This is a genomic window from Heliomicrobium sulfidophilum, from assembly GCF_057715735.1.
In genome coordinates this window covers 425,764-445,445 of the sequence record NZ_JBVTZZ010000005.1, presented here as the reverse complement: position 1 = coordinate 445,445, position 19,682 = coordinate 425,764, and the positions used below count along the sequence as shown (strand labels likewise).

Below are 19,682 nucleotides of genomic sequence, written 5' to 3'. Positions count from 1 at the left end.
TATCGCTTTAGATCAAGGATAGCAAGAGGGCGATTTTTTGTTTACCCCCGCCCCCCCAGAATCTGCCGGCAGCGGCTCAGGCGGGACCGGTAATACTTGATCACTTCCAGATTCGGATCTGATTTTTGGATCTCTTCGTCCAGCAGGCGTTGATAGTTTTTCAGGCTGTTCATGGCCTGTATCTTCTCAAAAGCCGAATAGACCGGATTGTACCGCATGCCTTGTCTCTCCTCCTGTCACCTTCACTGCGCCTAGTTTTCCCTAGGGGTCCAGCTTTTTAAACCGCCGTTGCTACAGCCTTTTTTCACAGCCGTCCATTTTGTGGTACAATAAAAACCATGTTGGAGGGCATCCAGAAGGGGGAAAGCAATTGTCGACCGATTTTTTACACTCCCTGAATCCGGTTCAACGCGAGGCCGTCCTGCACCAGGAGGGGCCTCTTTTGATTCTTGCCGGGGCAGGTTCCGGGAAGACCCGTGTCTTGACTCACCGCATCGGCCACCTGATCGAACAGTGCCGGGTGAGTCCCTTTCATATACTGGCCATCACCTTTACCAACAAGGCGGCCGCCGAGATGCGGGAACGGTTGGACCGGCTCATCGGATCACGGGCCCATGATGTCTGGGTGTCCACCTTTCACTCCACCTGCATGCGCATCCTGCGCAAAGACGGGGAAAAGCTCGGCTATGATCGAAGCTTCGTCATCTATGACAGCGACGATCAGCAGCGCCTGCTCAAGGAGTGCCTGAGAGAGCTCAACATCGACGAAAAGCGCTTCAAGCCACAGGCGGTGGGCGCCGCCATCAGTTCGGCCAAGAACGTTCTCATGGGTCCCGTCGCTTATGAAAGGCAGGCCTATGATTATTTTGCGCAAATCACTGCTAAAACGTACCATATTTACCAAAAGAAATTGCAAGCCAACAACGCCATGGACTTTGACGATCTCCTCGCCAACGGTGTCCGCCTTTTTCAGGAGTTTCCCCATGTCCTCGACTACTACCAGGACCGTTTCCAGTACATCCACGTGGACGAGTACCAGGATACGAACCATGCCCAGTACATCCTGGTGAAGCTGCTCGCCGAAAAGTACCGCAACCTCTGCGTCGTCGGCGATGACGACCAGAGCATCTACGGCTGGCGGGGCGCCGACATTCAGAACATCCTCGACTTTGAGCGCGATTACCCTGAGGCGGTCGTCCTCAAGCTGGAGCAAAACTACCGCTCCACCGCCAAGATCCTCGACGCGGCCAACGCCGTCGTGCGCAACAACCGGGGGCGCAAGGCGAAAAAACTCTGGACCCAGAACAACGCCGGCGAGCCCATCGTCTCCTATCAGGGCGAGACGGAACATGACGAGGCGCGTTACATCGTCAAGACGATCAATCGCCTCTCTGAGGCGGAAGGCCGGCCCTACCGGGACTTCGCCATCTTGTACCGAACGAACGCCCAGTCGCGGGTGCTGGAAGAACACTTCATGTACGCCGGCATCCCCTACCGCATCTTCGGCGGCCTGCGCTTTTACGAGCGCAAGGAGATCAAGGACATCGTGGCCTACCTGCGCTTCATCTCTAACCCGGCCGACGCCATCAGCTTCCGGCGTGTCGTCAACGTGCCCAAGCGGGGCATCGGCGACGCGACGGTGCAAAAGCTGCTCGACCATGCCGGCAGTGAGGGCTGGACCGCCGGGGAGGCTTTGGCGCGGTCCGGCGAAGTTCCGGGGCTGTCCCGGGCCGCCAAGGCGCTGGCCGCCTTCGGCCAAATGGTCGAGGAATTGCGCCGAGAGTCGTCGTCGCTGCTCGTCACCCAGATCGTCGAAGCCATCCTGGACCGGACAGGCTATGTGCGCGAGTTGGAGGCTGAGCAGACAGAAGAGGCGAAGGGCCGCATCGAGAACATCAAGGAATTCCTCTCCGTCACCCAGGAGTTTGACCGGACGGCCGATGAAAAAACGCTCGATGAGTTCCTGGCCGGTGTCTCCCTAGTGTCGGATACAGACAATTATAATGAAGACGAGGATGCCGTCGTTTTGATGACGATGCACTCGGCCAAGGGGTTGGAGTTTCCCGTCGTCTTTGTGGCGGGGATGGAAGAGGGGGTCTTTCCCCACAGCCGCGTCCAGTTTGAGGAGGCCCAGGTGGAGGAGGAGCGCCGCCTCTGCTATGTGGCGATCACGCGGGCGCGGGAGCGCCTCTACCTGGCCCGCGCATGGAGGCGGACCCTTTTCGGCAATACTGTCTCTAACGGTCCTTCCCGGTTTTTGGAAGAAATCCCGCCGTCTCTGCTTGTAGAAGAAGAAGACCGGCCGATCCGGGAGTCGCCCTTTGGCGGATCTGCCTCCGGTTTTACTGACATCAGAGGGGGCTCTTCCTTCGGAGGGGGCTCTTCCTTTGGAAAAGATACATCGTCGGGTAGCAGCCATCGCATGAGCTACTTTGAACCGGCTTCGGTAAAGGCCGGGGCAGGGGGGAGGAGCGGCACAGGCGGCTCCGGTGCTGCAACGGGCGGCGCTGGAGCGGGTCGCTCTGGTGTGCCCGCAGGCGCGAATGCCGCTCCAGCAGGCTCCGGCGGCGGCGCCCCTGCTCCTACTGGCGCAGCCGGCGCGGCTGGCGCTTCCGGTTCAGGCGCTCCTGGTTCAGGCGGCGTCGAGTACAACGTGGGCGACAAGGTCCAACACGGCAAATTCGGCCTCGGCATCGTCGTCAAAACATCGGGAAGCGGCGAAAATCAGGAGCTTTCCGTCGCCTTTCCCCAGCAGGGGATCAAAAAATTGCTTGTCAAGTATGCCGGGTTAAAACGGGTGTAACAAACGGGGAAAAACTGTGGAGGTGTTCCCATGGTCGCCAGAGAGGGCGGCCCCGCCCCGGCCGATGCGGCCAAAGGCATCGCCGAACTGCGGGAGCAGATCCGCCACCATGACTACCTGTATTATGTGCTCGACTCGCCCAAGATCAGCGACGCCGACTATGACCGGCTGATGGGGGAACTTGTCGAGTTGGAACAGGCCCATCCCGAACTGGTCACGGCTGACTCGCCGAGCCAGCGCGTCGGCGGACAGCCCTTGGCGGCTTTTCGCGCCGTCAGCCACCGTGTGCCGCTTCTGTCGCTGGCCAATGCCGTTGACGACCGGGACCTGCGCGAGTTCGACCGTCGCGCCCGCGAACGGGCCGACCGTCCCCTTACATATGTGGTAGAGCCCAAGATCGATGGCCTCACTGTCGTACTCTCCTATGAAGAGGGCCGCTTTGTCCGGGCCGCCACACGGGGGGACGGCGTGACAGGGGAAGACATCACAGAGAACATCAAGACGGTTCGCGCCGTGCCCCTCCGGCTGAAGAGCGACCTGGCCGTCTTAGAGGTGCGCGGCGAGGCCTACCTCCCGAAAGAGGCTTTCGCCAGGCTGAATGAGGAACGGGAAGAGGCGGGCGAACCGGCTTTCGCCAACCCGCGCAACGCCGCCGCCGGTTCCTTGCGCCAACTGGACCCCAAGGTGACCGCCTCGCGACCCCTGCGGGCCTACCTATACAACATCCTGCACCTCGAAGGCGAGCGCGTCGGCGAACAGGTGGAAGCGCTGCAAAAGCTGGAGGACTGGGGTTTGCCCGTCAACCCGGTGCGGCGCCATTGCCAGACCATTGACGAAGTCATTGAGCACTGCCAGTACTGGACCGAGCACCGCCATGACCTGCCCTACGAGATCGACGGCATGGTCGTCAAGGTGAACGAACTGGACCAGTACCCCCTCCTGGGCGAGACGGCCAAAAGTCCCCGCTACGCCATCGCCTTCAAGTTTCCCCCGGAACAGGCCGTCACCCGCGTCCGCGATATCACCGTCAAGGTGGGCCGCACCGGCGTGATCACCCCGACAGCGGAGCTGGAGCCGGTGCGCATCGCCGGCACGACTGTCAGCCGGGCCACCTTGCATAACGAAGACATCATCCGCGAACGCGATATCCATATCGGCGACTATGTGGTCATTCAAAAGGCGGGCGACATCATCCCCGAGGTGCTCTCGGTCCTCAAGGAGAAGCGGACCGGCGAGGAGCGGCCTTTCGTCATGCCTGGGACCTGCCCGGAATGCAACAGCCCGGTCAGCCGGCTGGAAGGGGAGGTGGCCATCCGCTGCACCTCATCGGCCTGTCCGGCCCAGGCGAAGGAGGGCTTGATCCACTTCGCCTCCCGCGACGCCATGAACATCGAGGGCCTCGGCCCGGCTGTCGTCAACCTCCTCTGGGAGGCCGACCTCGTCCACGACCCCGCCGACCTCTATGAGTTGACGGCCGAGCAAGTCGCCCCGCTGGAACGGATGGGCAAAAAATCGGCCACCAACCTGATCGCCGCCATCGAAAACAGCAAATCCCGAGGCCTGGCCGCGCTGATCTTCGCCCTGGGCATCCGCCTGGTCGGGCAGACGGCGGCCAAGACCCTCGCCCGCCACTTCGGCTCTATGGAGCGGCTGATGAATGCCACCGTGGAGGAACTGCAAGGGGTGAGCGAGATCGGTCCCAAGATGGCCGAGTCGCTCCAGCGTTGGTTCGCCGTACCGGCCAACCGGCAGGTCATCGCTCGTCTCGCGGAAAAAGGACTGCAGATGGAAGCGGAAACGGCGAGCGCCGGCGTTCCCCAGATTTTCGCCGGCAAGACCGTCGTCCTGACGGGGACGCTGCCGACCCTTGATCGCCGCGAGGCCCAGCAGTTGCTGGAAGAGCGCGGGGCGAAGGTGGCCTCGTCGGTCAGTAAAAAGACGACCATGGTCATCGCCGGCGAAGCTGCCGGATCCAAGCTCGACAAGGCGAAGGAATTAAACATCCCCATCCTCACGGAAGCGGAATTTTTGCAGATGATCGACCTGGGCTAGCAGGGAGGAACTGGCGTGACGGCGAATAGAAAACAGAATGAGGACATTCTGCTCAGAGGCGGCAAGGTGGTCAACGTCTTCACGCTGGAGATCGAAGAGGCGGACATCGCCATCGCCGGCGGGATGATCACCGGCGTCTATCGCCGAGGAGAAGCCCGGGCGGGGGATTTGAACGCTGTGGACTCGACTACGATGGACGCCACCAGTGCGGATTCCACCGCAGTGAACTCCACCGCTGCTAACTCCATTGCGGTGGAATGTAAAGAGGTCATCGACTTGCAGGGCGCCTTCGTCACGCCCGGCCTGATCGACGCCCACATCCACATCGAGAGCACCCTCTTGACGCCGCCTGCCTTCGCCGGCGCCGTCATCCCCCAGGGGACGACGGCCGTCATCGCCGACCCCCATGAGATCGCCAATGTCCTGGGCGTCGACGGCATCTACGCCTTTGCCGGGATGGCTGCCGGACTGCCCCTGGATGTCTATATCATGGTCCCTTCCTGTGTGCCCGCGACGCCCTTGGAGACGAGCGGCGCCGTCTTGGACGCCGAAGCTGTCTCCCGGATTTTTGACGACCTTCCCGGCGCCATCGGCCTTGCCGAGGTGATGAACGTGCCCGGCGTCCTGGCCAGTGACGCCGATCTGTTCCAAAAAATCGCCGCCGCTCGTTCGCGCCGGTTGCCGGTGGACGGGCACGCGCCCGGTTTGGCGGGGGAGGCGCTGCAGGCCTACATCGCCGCCGGCGTCTCTTCTGACCACGAGAGCGTCACCCCTGAAGAAGCCTGGGACAAACTGCGCCGGGGGATGCACCTGCTGATTCGTGAAGGATCGGCGGCCCAAAACCTGGCCGATCTCATATCCTGTATTGTGCCGTCGGTATCGGAAAACATTTCCTTTTGCTGCGATGACCGTCACCCTGAGGACCTCTTGCATGACGGGCACATGAACGCCATCCTGCGCAAGGCCGTCTCCCTCGGCGTACCTCCTGCGCTGGCAGTCAAACTGGCAACATTAACCACCGCCCGCCATTACCGTCTGCCCGGTCTGGGCGCCGTCGCCCCGGGATACCGGGCCGACCTGGCCGTCTTTGACGACCTGGCTGGCTTCCGGGCACAGGCGGTTTTCAAGGATGGCCGGTTGATCGCTTCCGATGGGAAGTTATGCGAGAGACTGGACCGAGGGAGAATTTATGCTCAAACTTGCGCGGACAGCGCTGAAACCACGGAAGAAGTTAACATAAACGTCTGCGAAAAGACCGGTGGAAGCAACTGCGCAGAAGCCTGGGAAGCAACCGCAACAAAGACAGATAGCGTTAAACGTAACCGAAGCTTTGGCTTAGGTTCCGTCTTTCTCCCCGACATGACGGGCCGTCTCGCCCCCGGCTACCATCCAACCGCCAAAGTCCGTGTCATCGTCATCCAACCCGGTCAGATAGTCACCGGTCAGGAGATCGCCTCCGCCGCTGACATCGGCCCGGCAAAAGATATCCTCCCCATGGCCGTCGTCGAGCGCCACGGCAAGCGCGGCGCCATCGGCTGCGGCCTTGTCCGCGGTTTCGGTCTGAAAAAGGGTGCTGTCGCTTCGACCGTCGCCCATGACTCCCACAACCTGATCGTCATCGGCGTCGACGACGCGGAGATGGAATTCGCCTGCCGCATGCTCGCCCAGATGGGCGGCGGCATGATCGCCGTCTCCGGCGGCGAGGTGAAGGCGGCCTTGCCGCTTCCGGTGGCCGGCCTCATGGCCGATGACGATGCGGCGACGGTCGCCGAGCGCCTCCGGGCGCTGCACCAGGCCGTAAGCGACCTCGGCTGCCCATTGCCGGCGCCCATGATGACCTTGTCCTTTTTGGCCTTGCCCGTCATCCCCGAACTGAAGCTGACCGACCGGGGCCTTGTCGATGTCCATCGTTTCTCCGTAGTTCCGGTTCTCTGTTGACGGACCGCTTGTCCCAACAACGCACTATGCTAGATTCAACACTAGGAAAGGCAGGCCGTCGAGCGTGAAGGTTGTTCCAATGTTCCGATTTACCGCCAAAGCGGCGCCTTTTCGGCTCCAGGGCGTCATCTCGATGATGATGGTCTGGGAGACCCGTCGGATCGGCGCACAGGGAATATATGTCCATTTTGTCGTGGCCAATCCTGTCGAATCCCAGATCGACTGGTTTGACCAGGTGCCCTTTGGCCAAGGAGACAGCCTTTTTACCGGTTTGCCTGACCATACGGTCGATCTCACCATCCAGGAGGCCCTGAACCTCTTCGATCAGATCTGGCGCGAACTCGAACAGGCCGACGTAGAGATCCCCACCGAGATCACGGCGCTCCGTAAAACGCTACAAAACCAGGACCCCTTACAGCCCGACGAATGGCACGACCTGATGATGCGTCTTTTTGACCGGCCCTTAAAGCCGCGCGAATTGGTGCACGCCTATTTTCAGGCCAGGGCGGTCGATGACTGGTCCCTCGTCTATTTCCTCCTGCCTCGCCGGGTCCGGCAGCGGGATCGAAACTGGGAGGAATTTTCCCAGCGCATGCTGAAAAAACACGAGGGGGAGAGCGTCCTCCGCGGCGTCGTCGTTGAAGAATCGCCTAGCGTCAAGGGGGTTCACCTGATCGCCGAGTCGCTCATCGGCCGTGATCAGTTTCTCCTCACCTTTCGCGCTCACTTTTACCTCATCCAGGAGGAGGGGCGCTGGGTCATATCGAGCATCCGCCGCGAGCCCTCTCTAAAGGTGCCCTTCGGCCAGGATCCCTTCTTCCAGGGATTTTGGTACTGGCGCGTCTTTCCGACGCGCAACACCGAACTGATCCTGGAAAACCTGCGCAACGAAGACGGTTGCCATGTGGAAGAAGGCGAGCGGGGAACAGCCGTCGTCTACATGAGCTACATGAATGACTCCATCGAGATGGGCGTCGATGTGGCCCGTGACGCCCGCGGCCAGGTCTGGATCGGCCGCCGGGAGATCGTCGTCGGCACCGTATCGGAAGAGCGGCTCAACGCGTTGATTCGAGACCTGCGCCGCAGCCGCCTGATCGGCCACAACCCGGGGCGGGGACCTTACCGCCTGCCCGAGATCGCCAATTACGCCTTCCGCGAAGGCAGCTATACGAACTTCGAAGAACTGCTCGACGCCTGGGAAGTGAAGCTCGACGACCCGCTCATTGGCCCCGAAGGCTGGGGACGGGACACCGATAACGACCCAGTCGCCCGGGCGGTCGCCGAGACGGCCCAGATCGGCTCGTTGCTGACCCAATTTATTCACTGGCGCTTTGCCGAACAGTGGAAGCGTGAGTGGAGCCAGTTTGCCCGCCATACGGACGAACCGGAGACATCCTTTGCCGACCATCCCCTGGGCGCTCTCTTTTGGGAGTGGTTCGTCTTCGACCGTCGCCTCCGCGGCGGCAGCACGACCTTGGACGCTTTCGAGCAGGAGGTGGCCAGCCACCTGCCGCCCACCCTGCGGGAGGCCCTGCAAAACTGGATGAAAAACCGGCCGGGCTTCTACGTGATCCTCTCCCTGGAAGAGAAGGGTTACTGGGTCCGCGATGTCTTCGGCGAAGATCGGTTTTTCATTCGCGACCCTGAGTACAACCCGAAAACGCCGCCCTATGAAGCGGGCTTCCTCCTCTTTTGCCGGCTCATGCCCTGGGAAGAGGACTACCGCTACGGCGGCATCGCCTTTTTCTTCCCCCCCTGGTACCGCTCGCCTGTCGTCAGCTATATCCGTGAGCTGGGCCTCAACACCGGCGCCGAAGTGCCCTTCGAGTGGCTCAGCCTGTGGCGTCGAAAGTCAAGGCAGATCCTCTACTTTGTCATGGAGCTGCGGCGCAAGCAGATTCAACCGAAGCTGATCACCGCCGAGGGACACCGCGCCAGTTCCTGCCGGGCCATCTACCGGATCACCGATCAAGCCGCCTTACAGGTGGCGATTGAAAAGTTGCCTGATCTGTCGGCGCCGGAGCAGGACTGGCAAAAGGGGCAGGGCGACATCTTCCGCTACAAGTGGTTAGAAGCGGGGCTGACGGCCCAACTGATGAATGCCTTGCGCGCCATCGATGTGGAGCATACTGTCGACGGCATCCCCTTGACCGACATCCACTGCCTGAACCCTGGCGGGGAGATGGTGCGGCAGGTGGGCAATCTCACCTTATACCGGCACTACGTCGTCATCGATACAATCTCGAAGGAACGGCTGGAGATCCTGAAGCGGGTGTTGCTGAAGTTTTGCGGCGTCTTCCTCACCCATGAGGAGGATGTCTTCGAGGAGCCCGAAACCCTTGGCTCGAACCTCGTCAAGAATAAGATGAAGTGAAGTTTTTTGATAAGGAAGGTGAAATCGATGGCCCTTACCAAAGCGGAAGTGGAACATGTGGCCAAGCTGGCCCGCCTGGAACTGTCTGAGGCGGACGTGGAACGATACATGACCCAACTCAACGCCATCCTCGATTACGCCCAGCGCCTGCAAGCGCTGGACACGAAAGACGTCCCCCCGACAGCCCACGTCTTCCCGCTCCACAACGTCATGCGCGACGACCGCATCGACCCCTCCATGGATCGGGAAAAGAGCATCGTCAACGCCCCTGAAGAGGAAGACGGCTTTTTCCGCGTTCCCCGGATCGTATAATCTGCCTACGTTTTAATCATTAACCCCCAACCATCGAACATCAGACCCGGAACCGCTCGCCGGAACCGACGAATGGAGGATCCCCGTGAAGCTGTACACGAAAACGGCCCATGAACTTCACGACCTGCTCGTCCGCAAAGAAGTCAGCGCCACCGAACTGGTCAAGACCCAGGCGGAGCAGATGCAGGCCTTGGAACCGAAGATCCGGGCTTTTGTCACCCCCACCGTGGACAAGGCTTTAGAACAAGCCGCCCACGTCGATGCCAAGATCGCCGCCGGCGGAGCCATCGGCCCCCTCGAAGGCATCCCCATGGCCATCAAGGACAACATGTGCACCGACGGTGTGCGCACCACCTGCTCCTCGAAAATCCTCAACAACTTCGTGCCGCCCTATGACGCCACCGTCGTCACCAAGCTGAAAGAAGCCGGCGCCGTCATGATGGGCAAGACCAACCTGGACGAGTTCGCCATGGGTTCTTCCACAGAGAACTCGGGCTTTTTTGCGACCCGCAACCCCTGGGACATCGAGCGGGTGCCCGGCGGCTCCTCGGGCGGTTCCGCCGCCTCCGTCGCTGCCGGACAAGCCGTCTTCTCCCTCGGCTCCGACACAGGCGGCTCCATCCGCCAGCCAGCCGCCTTCTGCGGCGTCGTTGGCTTGAAGCCCACCTATGGCGCCGTGTCCCGCTTCGGCCTCATCGCCTTCGCTTCTTCCCTCGATCAGATCGGTCCCTTCACCCGCGATGTGCGCGACTGCGCCCTTGTTATGAACGCCATCGCCGGTCATGACGCCAAGGACTCCACCTCGGCCCCAGTCGACTATCCCGACTACACGTCGCTCCTTGGCAAATCGATCAAGGGCTGGCGCGTCGGCCTGCCGAAGGAGTACTTCGGCGACGGCATGGACCCTGAGGTTAAGGCGGTCATTGAAAAAGCCGTCAAGACCATCGAGAGCCTTGGCGCCGAAGTGGCCGAATGCTCCCTGCCCCATACGGAGTACGCCCTGCCTGTCTACTACCTGATCGCCCCGGCCGAGGCGTCCTCCAACCTGGCCCGCTATGACGGCGTCCGTTACGGCTACCGCTCCGAGTCGGCCGACGACCTGATCACCATGTTTAAAAAGACCCGCGCCGAAGGCTTCGGCGACGAGGTGAAGCGGCGGATCATGCTGGGCACCTACGCCCTCAGCTCCGGCTACTATGACGCCTACTACCTGAAGGCGCTCAAGGTGCGCACCCTGATCAAAAACGACTTTGACCAGGCCTTTGAGAAGTTCGACGTCATCCTGTCGCCGACGACGCCCTCGGTGGCCTTCAAGTTCGGCGACCGGACCGACAACCCCCTCCAGATGTACCTTTCCGACGTTTACACCCTGTCGGTCAACCTGGCGGGCATCCCCGGCCTCTCGATCAACGCCGGCTTCGCCAACGGCATGCCGGTAGGTCTCCAGATCATCGGCAAGGCCTTCGACGAGGCGCGTCTGCTCCAGATCGCCTATGCCTATGAAGAGGCGACCGGTTGCCACAGCAAAATGCCCGAGTTGGGGGTGTAACCGATGAGCAAGGAAACGATGGAAAGAGATTTCGACTTTGAAATCGTCATGGGCCTGGAGGTCCATGCCGAACTGCACACGAAGAGCAAGATCTTCTGCGGTTGCACGACCGAGTTCGGCGGCGAGCAGAACACCCATGTCTGTCCCGTCTGCCTCGGCCTGCCCGGCGTGCTGCCCGTCCTCAACCGGCAGGTGGTCGACTATGCCATGAAAGCCGGTCTCGCCCTCAACTGCGAGATTGCCGAGTTCTCCAAGTTCGACCGCAAGAACTACTTCTACCCTGACCTGCCGAAGGCGTACCAGATCTCCCAGTATGACCTGCCGATTGCCAAAAATGGCCACATCGAGATCGAGGCGGGCGGCCAGAAGAAACGCATCGGCATCACCCGCGTCCACATGGAAGAGGACGCCGGCAAGCTCGTTCATGCCGGCGCCGTGAACCTCTCTGGCGCCGATTACTCCCTCGCCGATTACAACCGGACCGGCGTACCCCTCATTGAGATCGTCTCCGAGCCGGACATCCGTTCCATCGAAGAGGCCATCGCCTATCTGGAGCAACTGAAGGCGATCCTTGAGTATACCGAAGTTTCCGACTGCAAGATGGAGCAAGGCAGCTTGCGCTGTGACGCCAACGTGTCTTTGCGTCCCTGGGGGCAGAAGGAATTCGGCACCAGGACAGAACTGAAGAACATGAACTCCTTCAAGGCCCTCCAGCGCGCCCTCGAATACGAGATCGAGCGCCAGGCTGAGATCCTGCGCGAAGGCGGCGAAGTCGTTCAGGAGACGCGCATGTGGGATGAGGCGAAGGGCATGACCATCTCCCTGCGTAGCAAGGAAGAGGCCCACGACTACCGCTACTTCCCCGATCCCGACCTGGTTCCCCTCGTCATCTCGCGCGAGTGGGTGGACAAGGTCCGCCAGACCCTGCCTGAACTACCCCAGGCGCGACGGGTGCGCCTCGTCCAGTCCTACGGCCTGCCCCAATATGACGCCGACATCATCGTCGGCTCGAAAGCGATGGCCGACTACTTCGACGCCGCCTGCGCCGCCTACGGCATCGCCGTCCCTGCCGGGACTGAAGCCGACAGCAAGGGCAAGGAGCGGGCCAAGCAGATTTCCAACTACATGATGGGCGAACTGACGCGCTTCCTGAACGCCTCGGAAAAAGGCTTCCAGGACAGCCCCATCAGCCCTGACAACCTGGTCGGCCTCCTGCGACTGCTCGAAGAGAGCACCATCTCGACGAAGATCGCCAAGACCGTCTTCGAGGAGATGTTCGCCACCGGCAAGGCGGCCAAAAGGGTCGTCGAGGAAAAGGGACTCGTCCAGATTTCCGATGAGGGGGCCATCGCCGCCATCATCGGCGAGATTCTCATCGCCAATCCTTCCGTCGTCGCTGATTATAAGGCGGGCAAGGAAAAAGCCATGGGCTTCCTCGTCGGACAGGCCATGAAGGCGACAAAAGGGAAGGCCAATCCGGGTCTGGTGAACAAACTCCTGAAAGAGGAACTGGCGAAGATGTAGCCTTTGAATTCACCTATTGAAGCAAAGCTGAAAGCCTAAAAAGCGGAAAAGCCTCCGGCAGCGACCGTTCAAGCAGTCGCGCCGGAGGCTTTTTGACTTCATGATTTAGAAAAAGATTCGTCAGGGCGCTAACTCGCGTCTGGCGCTATTTTTTTCTTCGTAAAGGTCCTAGGGGCATTGTATAATAATATTGAATATGCGTAAACGAGTGCAAGATGCCCCCGGAGGAAAGAGGAGTTCGCATCATGTGGCAACAGGAAAACATCGCATCGGCTGTGTTAGATGCGCTCACTGCTCATATTGCTGTCATTGACAAAAGGGGAACGATCATCGCCGTCAACCGGGCATGGAGCGAATTTGCGCGCGCCAACGGCGCTGCGGAGGCGCAAACCAGCGTCGGCGCCAATTATTTGGACGCCTGTGACGCCGCCCAGGGCGATGACGCCGACTTGGCCGCTCAGTTTGCCGCCGGGATTCGAGCGGTCATGGCGGGGGAGCTCGCCCAGTTCGCCTTGGAGTACCCCTGCCATTCTCCGGAGGAACAGCGCTGGTTTATCGGAAGGGTAACACCTCTTGACCCGGCCCCAGAGCGGAGAAGGGAAAGGGAACTGGTCATCATCGCCCACGAAACCATCACCGAACGCCGGTTGGCTGAAGAATCCACCCGGCGGCGGGAGACATTGCTCCAGCAGGTGCGAGCGGCTATGCAGCGCAAGACGGAAGAACAGACGATGCTGCTCAACGATATCGACACCCATGTCTGGTATCTGAAAGATCCAGAGACCTTTGGTGCTGTCAACCGCGCCCATGCCGAGTTCTATGGGATGAACCCCGCTGAACTGGATGGGCGTAAAATCTACGAAATGTGCGGGAGCCCTGCTGACGCGGAGGTCTGTGTGGCCGCAAACCGGAAGGTTTTTACGGAAAAGGTTCCTCTTCGCACCCTCGAATGGGTCACAGACGGCCAAGGGCGCCGGCGCCTGTTGGCTGTCAACAAGCGCCCCCGCTTGGACGAGCGGGGCGACGTGGCCTTTGTCGTCTGTTCTGCCGACGATACTACGGAAAAATGGCAGGCCGAAGAGAACCTGCGGTTGAGCGAGGAGCGGTACGCTCTGGCGGTGAAGGGTTCCAATGACGCCATCTGGGACCATGACCTGATCAATGGCCACATCTTCTACTCGCCACGGATTTATGAGATCCTCGGGTACGAACAACAAGGAATACCCGTCGACCGCGAGGGAAGAAAAGTCCTGCTCCATCCAGACGATCTCTCATTGGTACAGCAGGCCATCGAGGCTCACCTGGCCGGCAGGACGCCTCTCTATCAGGTGGAGTACCGGATCAAGGCAAAAAACGGCGAATACAAATGGCTCCTGGCCCGGGGGCTCGCGAACTGGGACGAGTCCGGCCGGCCCGTGCGTGTCGCCGGTTCCTATACGGACATCACGGAGCGCAAGCAGGTCGAGGCGGAACTGCAACAGGCGAAGGAAGCGGCGGAATCGGCCAACCAGGCCAAGAGCGCCTTTTTGGCGATCATGAGCCATGAGATCCGCACACCCATGAGCGGTGTCATCGGTATGACTGAACTGCTGCTCGATACAGAACTGGCGGCAGAACAGGAGAAGCTGGCCCAGACGATCCGGGAATCGGCGAACCTGCTGCTGGCCATTATTAACGATATCCTCGACTTCTCACGCATCGAAGCGGACAGGCTTACCTTGGAATCGGAGATTTTCAACCTGCCGTCGGTGATTCAATCGACGACGGGTCTTTTGGAGATCAAAGCCAAAAAGAAAGGGTTGCAGTTCAACTGTTCCCTCGATCCGGCCTTGCCCCAGTTTCTTTTGGGGGACGCTGTTCGCCTCCGGCAGGTGCTCTTCAATCTTCTAGGCAATGCCATCAAATTCACCGAAGCGGGCTCAGTCACCCTGCAGGTCATCGGGGGGATGGAATCGAGCGAGTTTGTCCAACTCCGCTTCGAGGTGAGCGATACCGGCTTCGGCATTGGGCCGGAAGAGCAAAAAAGACTGTTTCAACCTTTTACCCGCATCGAAAATCAACAGACCCGCCGGCTCGAAGGAACAGGGCTGGGATTGGCGATTGCCGACCGGCTCGTCACGATGATGGGTGGCCGACTGTCTGTCGAAAGCGAGCCGGGGAAAGGTTCCACCTTCTGGTTCACCATCCCCATGCCGATCTTTCAATCGGGAGGATTTCTTCAGGAGCCGCAATTGTCGCCGTCAGCGTTGACAAAGGCGATAGTTCAACCCGCGGCGAGCGGGAGGTCGCTCATCGAGCCGGCTCCCCTCGGTTCAGGTCCATCTTCAGAGCCAGCGTCGACGAGAGAGCCGGTGGCGCCAACGACTCTGACGCAGGCCAGGGAGACTTTTTCAACACAATCCCAACAGGCGATAGCCCGTTCCTTGATTGCAACGAATAAAGCCATGGCGGGATTCAGACCTTCCAAAGCCAACGGGCGATCACCTGCCTTTCTGCCTATCCTGCTCGTGGAGGACAACCCTGTCAACCAAAAACTGATCTGTCTGCAACTGAAATCCATCGGTTATACCGATGTAGATCTGGCGATATCCGGTCATGAGGCCATAGAGCGCACGGGAAAAAGGGAATACGCCCTCATTCTCATGGACTGCCAGATGCCTGGTATGGATGGACTGGAAGCCACCCGCCGGATCCGTCACCGCGAAGAGATGAAGGGACGCCATACGCCCATCATCGCCGTGACGGCCAACGCCATGCTCGGCGACCGGGAGGTGTGCTTGCAGGCCGGGATGGATGACTACCTCAGCAAACCGTTTCGCCTCGACGATCTGCGCCATGCCATCGAGCAGTTCCTCGAAGCCAGCGGATAGGTTGAACCTCCTGACGAAGATAGAGGAAAAAAGGATAGGGAAGAAGAATCTGTTTCCCTATGCATCATCAACGGAGGGAAACAGCCTTGCGTCAGGGAAGCGACTGCTGGCATTTCAAAAGAATCAGCGAAGTTCTAGGATTAACCATGGTCATCCTCCTGCTGCTTGCCGGAACTGGGTACGCCTCTGAACAGATGGTTGACCGCCATCCCTTGGCGCCAGGGGAACATGCCGTCATCATCAACAAGGTCGAGATCCACTACCATGTGGCGGGTGATGGCCCCCTCTGTGTCGTCCACCCCGGCGGACCGGGCTTTGACTGGACCTATGCGCGTATGCCGGAGGTGGAAAAACACTTCCGGATGGTCTACCTGGAACCGGTGGGCACGGGCGCCTCGGGCCGGCTTGAAAAGCCGGAGGACTACACCTTTGAGCGGTACGTGGAAGACCTAGAAGGTCTGCGCCAACATCTCGGCGTAGACAAGATGTACCTCTTGGGCCATTCCCACGGCGGCATGGTGGCCCAGCATTACGCCCTTCGCTACGGCGACCGTTTGCAAGGTCTGATCCTTTACGGAACGACGCCCGTAACGGACGATGCTTTCCGGAAAACAGTGGCCATCAACGTCCTCTGGTTTTACAACCGGCCCTGGTACTGGGAGGCCTTGGCCGGGATGCGGGACGCTGCTCACGTGCAAACCGATGAGGAGGCTACCCGCAACTTCGGCCGCTATGTGGGGCTTTATTTCGCCGATTATGACGCCCACAAGGAAGCGATTGACCAGTTTGCCAAAGGGGTGCGCTGTTCCCTCGCTCCCAACCAGGGCTTTTACCGGCTGATGCCCTTTTTCGACGTCCGTGAACGATTAGGGGAGGTCCCTGTCCCCGTATTGATCTTGGCGGGACGGAAAGACTTTGTTTGTCCCGTCCAATATTCCGCAGAGATGGCGCGCCGCATCCAAGGCGCCCAGTTGGTCATCTTCGAACAGAGCGGCCACCTGGCCCATTTGGAACAGCCGCTGGACTTTGCCCAGGCGATGGCCGATTTTAAGGCCGGACAGGGTATGAGCAGCAGCTACCGATAAAACACAACTGAAAGTAGGCGAAGTGACATGCGCATTGCCATTGTGGGACTGGGTGGTGTCGGCGGATACTTCGGCGGAAAAATCGCCGCCAGCGCGCCTGAAAATGAAGTCTTTTTCATCGTTCGCGGCCGGCACCGGGAAGCCATTGCAACGCAAGGGTTGACCGTCAAAAGCCAGGGGGGCGAGTTTACCGCCAAACCGGCGCTGGCGACCGATAACGCTGCCGAAATCGGCCCCGTCGATTTCGTCCTCTTCTGCGTCAAAACCTACGACCTGGAGACAGCGGCATCGGCGATGATGCCCCTCATCGACGACCAGACGATCATCCTCCCCCTGTTAAACGGCGTCGACCATGCCGAACGATTGCGGGCTCTCTTGCCCCGGGGAAGAGTGCTCAACGGCTGCTGTTACATCTTCTCGCAGATCGAGTCGCCCGGCGTCATCGTCCAATCGGGCGGCACTTGCCGGATCGTCTACGGCGTCGACCGCCAGCCGGCACTTCCAGAGATCCGTCCCGAGGAGATCGAAGCGATCGCCGGCTTGTTCCGCCAGTCCGGCATTTCAGCCAAGTATGCCGACCATGCGGAGGTCGCCGTCTGGAGCAAGTACCTGCTCATCTGTTCGCTGGGCGCGATCACCTCCTACTATCAAGCGCCTGTCGGCGCCATCACCGGCGATCCCGAGCGATTGGCGAAGTTGCGGACGTTGATGGAAGAGGTGGAGGCTGTCGGTCGCGCCCAGGGCATCCAACTTCCCTCATCGATCGTCGAGGATACGATGAAGTCGGTCTTCACCTTCGGTCCCGACAGCACCACCTCGATGCAGCGCGATTTTGAAAAGGGAAACCGGACGGAACTGGAGTCCTTTTCCGGCTATGTCGTCCGGATGGGCGCCAGACTCGACGTGCCGACGCCGGCCCATGGCGAGGTCTATGCCGCCCTTGCCGCCAAAAACGGCTAAGATCGGATAAGGAAAAACGGTTGAAAAAAAGGTTCATGATCAAAGAGGCTGCGCCGCGCCAACCGGTCGGACAGCCTCTTTTTTTATGGAAAGAACAGGAGAACGGTTTTTTCCGTCGAACAAAATATAACGAATATTCGTTAAAACCATTCCCTACTGAATGGGGAATCGTCGAGTGATGAAGCGGTAGAAAGGAGCGTTGAACCCATGGATCACCGGGAAAAGACTGGGGCCGAGATCCTGAACCAAGTCGTTGCCAGCGCCCCCTTTTTTAAAACCATCCTCCCTTTTGACTGCATGTTGGCTGTCACCGACACAGAGCGGTTTCTCTATTACGCCCCCGGCAAGGTCGTCGATGTCAAGATCCGCGTCGGCGAGGCCGTGAAACCGGGTGATGGCATGTATGAGGTGGTTCGGTCCGGGACGCCTCAAGTGAACATCATCCCCAAGGAGACCTTTGGCACATCCTTTAAAGCGGCCACAGCCCCTGTCCGGAATGAACAGGGGCAGATCATCGGCGCTGTAGGCCTGGGAATGAATGTGACGGCTCAACTGGAACTCCAGGACATTGCCCAATCGCTGGCCGCATCCTCCGAAGAGATGACCGCCACCAGCCAGGAGGTGGCCGCTACGGCTGGCAACCTGGCATCCCATCTGTCTGAATTGAAAACCTCCAGTGAAGCCGTGTTGCAGCGCCTGAAAAAGACGGACGATATCCTCAAGTTCATCACCGGCATCGCCAGCAAAACCAACCTGCTCGGCTTGAACGCCTCCATCGAATCGGCCCGGGCGGGGGAACATGGCCGCGGTTTCTCCGTCGTCGCCGGTGAGATCCGCAAGATGTCCATGGACAGCGAACAGTCGGTCAAAGAGATCAAGAACATCCTCTCCGCCATCGCCGAGGAGATCCAAAAGATGGGACAGAAAATCAGCCGGTCCGACGAACTCAGCTCCGTCCAGGCCCAGGCGACCCACCAGATCTCCGAAGCGATGGAGCAACTCGCCCTGGCGGCGGAAAAAATCCAGGCGCTCGCCAAAGACATGTAGTCTTACCGGTGAACGAGCAACCTTGCTTCCACGCGCCCCATCCGGAAACGCTGGAGCAGGTCGATGAAGGGCCGCTGGCGCAGCGGATTTTCCGTAAAATAAAACAGGTGGCTTGAACAGGCGCAATCGGAACAGCCAAAATGGGGCGTCTCCCCTTGGGCGATGGGGCGGAGCGCCTGGGCCAGCTCATGTTCCAAGTCTTCCGTCGTCCGCACGGCCAGGGCGGTGCAGCTTGCCGCCGCATCGCGCAGGTAGTCGATGTGCCAGTGGAACTTTTTGCGCTTGCGGCAATGGCGCTCGATGCGCTGGGTGAGGTTTTTCCGGGCGCTGCCCGTATAGACATAGTAGCCGGGGCGGAATAGGCGTTCCCCCAGGCTGCCAACGGTCAGGCGCGTCTCCGCCGTCACCGCCAGGACGAGGAGGTAGCAGCCCCCGTCCTGGAGCTCCTTTTCGAGAAAGCTCCAAGGGATGGCCACCGGGGCGACGGCGTCGCCGAGGCTCAGGTCATCGCGCCAGGACAGAGAAACCGCTTGCAGCCACAGATCGTTGCGGACAGCCTGGAAGGTCTGGGCGAAGGCAAAATCGGTGTGATAATCGGGCAGGAACCAGCGTGCCCTCGGCCATTGCACAGCGATGAGGACGCCGCAGGCGACCTCCTCCTGTTGAGAGAGGACGGCCAGTTCCTCCAGGTGGCGCCGGCCCCGGTCGGTGACAGCGTCAGGAAACATGGCCATGGCCCCCTCGAAGAGGGTGCACGATTTCACTTCCAGATAAAAGGGCTTGCCCTGCCGTTCCAGAAGAAAATCAAAACGGTGGCGGCCGACTTTCACCTCCGGCCGGATGACGAGAGCGTCTTCCAAGCCCGGAATGCGCCCATCAGCGAGCAGCCGGTGGATCACCTCGTTCGTCTTGTGGGTGTGCAGCATCACCGGCAGGCCCTCGCGCTCAACGGCGACGACCGTATAGGCCGTTCGCCGGCCTTCGGGAGCGACCGATAGATAGAGGTGAACGCCAGGGAAGAACAACTCCCAGAGTCGCCCGGGGTTGGGCAGGTAGGCGCGGACGGTTTCGCCGTCCAGATCGCATTCGACGATAAACCGGTTGGGTCGGCGGAGAAAGGCGGCTGTTTTCACTTCGCCAAAAAATGAGTCGGTCAATGTTTTCCTCC

The 19,682-nt window shown here is 60.1% G+C and carries 13 protein-coding genes; 11 read left to right on the top strand and 2 right to left on the bottom strand.

Annotated elements, in window-relative coordinates:
- Positions 1-41: 41 nt before the first annotated feature.
- Complete coding sequence (locus AC0CW1_RS07830) at positions 42-218, bottom strand: hypothetical protein (RefSeq protein ID WP_488182507.1); 177 nt, start codon at positions 216-218, stop codon at positions 42-44.
- Between the two features lie 152 nt (positions 219-370).
- On the opposite strand from AC0CW1_RS07830, the gene pcrA reads away from it, so the two are divergent.
- From pcrA to AC0CW1_RS07775, 11 genes are all read left to right on the top strand, one after another.
- Complete coding sequence (pcrA, locus tag AC0CW1_RS07825; RefSeq protein ID WP_488182506.1) at positions 371-2,803, top strand: DNA helicase PcrA; 2,433 nt, start codon at positions 371-373, stop codon at positions 2,801-2,803.
- A gap of 30 nt (positions 2,804-2,833) precedes the next feature.
- Positions 2,834-4,855, top strand: a complete 2,022-nt coding sequence (gene ligA / locus AC0CW1_RS07820; RefSeq protein WP_488182505.1) for an NAD-dependent DNA ligase LigA — start codon at positions 2,834-2,836, stop codon at positions 4,853-4,855.
- A 15-nt stretch (positions 4,856-4,870) separates the two neighbouring features.
- Positions 4,871-6,793, top strand: coding sequence for an adenine deaminase (locus AC0CW1_RS07815; protein WP_488182504.1), 1,923 nt, complete (start codon positions 4,871-4,873; stop codon positions 6,791-6,793).
- 79 nt (positions 6,794-6,872) lie between these two features.
- Positions 6,873-9,167 carry a hypothetical protein gene (locus tag AC0CW1_RS07810; protein WP_488182503.1) on the top strand — a complete coding sequence of 765 codons (2,295 nt, stop codon included), beginning with the start codon at positions 6,873-6,875 and terminating at the stop codon, positions 9,165-9,167.
- A gap of 27 nt (positions 9,168-9,194) precedes the next feature.
- A complete protein-coding gene (gene gatC / locus AC0CW1_RS07805) occupies positions 9,195-9,479 on the top strand; it encodes an Asp-tRNA(Asn)/Glu-tRNA(Gln) amidotransferase subunit GatC (protein ID WP_488182502.1) in 285 nt (94 codons plus the stop codon).
- An 85-nt stretch (positions 9,480-9,564) separates the two neighbouring features.
- Complete coding sequence (gene gatA / locus AC0CW1_RS07800) at positions 9,565-11,028, top strand: Asp-tRNA(Asn)/Glu-tRNA(Gln) amidotransferase subunit GatA (protein WP_488182501.1); 1,464 nt, start codon at positions 9,565-9,567, stop codon at positions 11,026-11,028.
- 3 nt (positions 11,029-11,031) lie between these two features.
- On the top strand, positions 11,032-12,552 hold the full coding sequence (gene gatB, locus AC0CW1_RS07795) for an Asp-tRNA(Asn)/Glu-tRNA(Gln) amidotransferase subunit GatB (RefSeq protein ID WP_488182500.1): 1,521 nt from the start codon (positions 11,032-11,034) through the stop codon (positions 12,550-12,552).
- 245 nt (positions 12,553-12,797) lie between these two features.
- Positions 12,798-15,422, top strand: a complete 2,625-nt coding sequence (locus AC0CW1_RS07790) for a PAS domain S-box protein (protein WP_488182499.1) — start codon at positions 12,798-12,800, stop codon at positions 15,420-15,422.
- An 86-nt stretch (positions 15,423-15,508) separates the two neighbouring features.
- The gene (locus AC0CW1_RS07785) at positions 15,509-16,507 is read left to right on the top strand and encodes an alpha/beta fold hydrolase (protein WP_488182498.1); all 999 of its coding nucleotides are present in this window, start codon (positions 15,509-15,511) and stop codon (positions 16,505-16,507) included.
- A gap of 27 nt (positions 16,508-16,534) precedes the next feature.
- On the top strand, positions 16,535-17,467 hold the full coding sequence (locus AC0CW1_RS07780; RefSeq protein ID WP_488182497.1) for a ketopantoate reductase family protein: 933 nt from the start codon (positions 16,535-16,537) through the stop codon (positions 17,465-17,467).
- Positions 17,468-17,674: 207 nt separating this feature from the next.
- Positions 17,675-18,514, top strand: coding sequence for a methyl-accepting chemotaxis protein (locus AC0CW1_RS07775; RefSeq protein ID WP_488182496.1), 840 nt, complete (start codon positions 17,675-17,677; stop codon positions 18,512-18,514).
- A gap of 2 nt (positions 18,515-18,516) precedes the next feature.
- On the opposite strand, the gene sfsA is transcribed toward AC0CW1_RS07775, so the two are convergent.
- Entirely contained in the window at positions 18,517-19,671 is a 1,155-nt protein-coding gene (gene sfsA, locus AC0CW1_RS07770; RefSeq protein ID WP_488182495.1) for a DNA/RNA nuclease SfsA, read from the bottom strand.
- Positions 19,672-19,682: the final 11 nt, after the last annotated feature.

What these genes read in the sequence shown, in the direction of transcription:
- AC0CW1_RS07830 (WP_488182507.1), bottom strand. Translation starts at nt 218, where the DNA reads ATGCGGTACAATCCGGTCTATTCGGCTTTTGAGAAGATACAGGCCATG.
- ligA (WP_488182505.1), top strand. Translation starts at nt 2,834, where the DNA reads ATGGTCGCCAGAGAGGGCGGCCCCGCCCCGGCCGATGCGGCCAAAGGC.
- AC0CW1_RS07810 (WP_488182503.1), top strand. Translation starts at nt 6,873, where the DNA reads ATGTTCCGATTTACCGCCAAAGCGGCGCCTTTTCGGCTCCAGGGCGTC.
- gatC (WP_488182502.1), top strand. Translation starts at nt 9,195, where the DNA reads ATGGCCCTTACCAAAGCGGAAGTGGAACATGTGGCCAAGCTGGCCCGC.
- gatB (WP_488182500.1), top strand. Translation starts at nt 11,032, where the DNA reads ATGAGCAAGGAAACGATGGAAAGAGATTTCGACTTTGAAATCGTCATG.
- AC0CW1_RS07790 (WP_488182499.1), top strand. Translation starts at nt 12,798, where the DNA reads ATGTGGCAACAGGAAAACATCGCATCGGCTGTGTTAGATGCGCTCACT.
- AC0CW1_RS07780 (WP_488182497.1), top strand. Translation starts at nt 16,535, where the DNA reads ATGCGCATTGCCATTGTGGGACTGGGTGGTGTCGGCGGATACTTCGGC.
- AC0CW1_RS07775 (WP_488182496.1), top strand. Translation starts at nt 17,675, where the DNA reads ATGGATCACCGGGAAAAGACTGGGGCCGAGATCCTGAACCAAGTCGTT.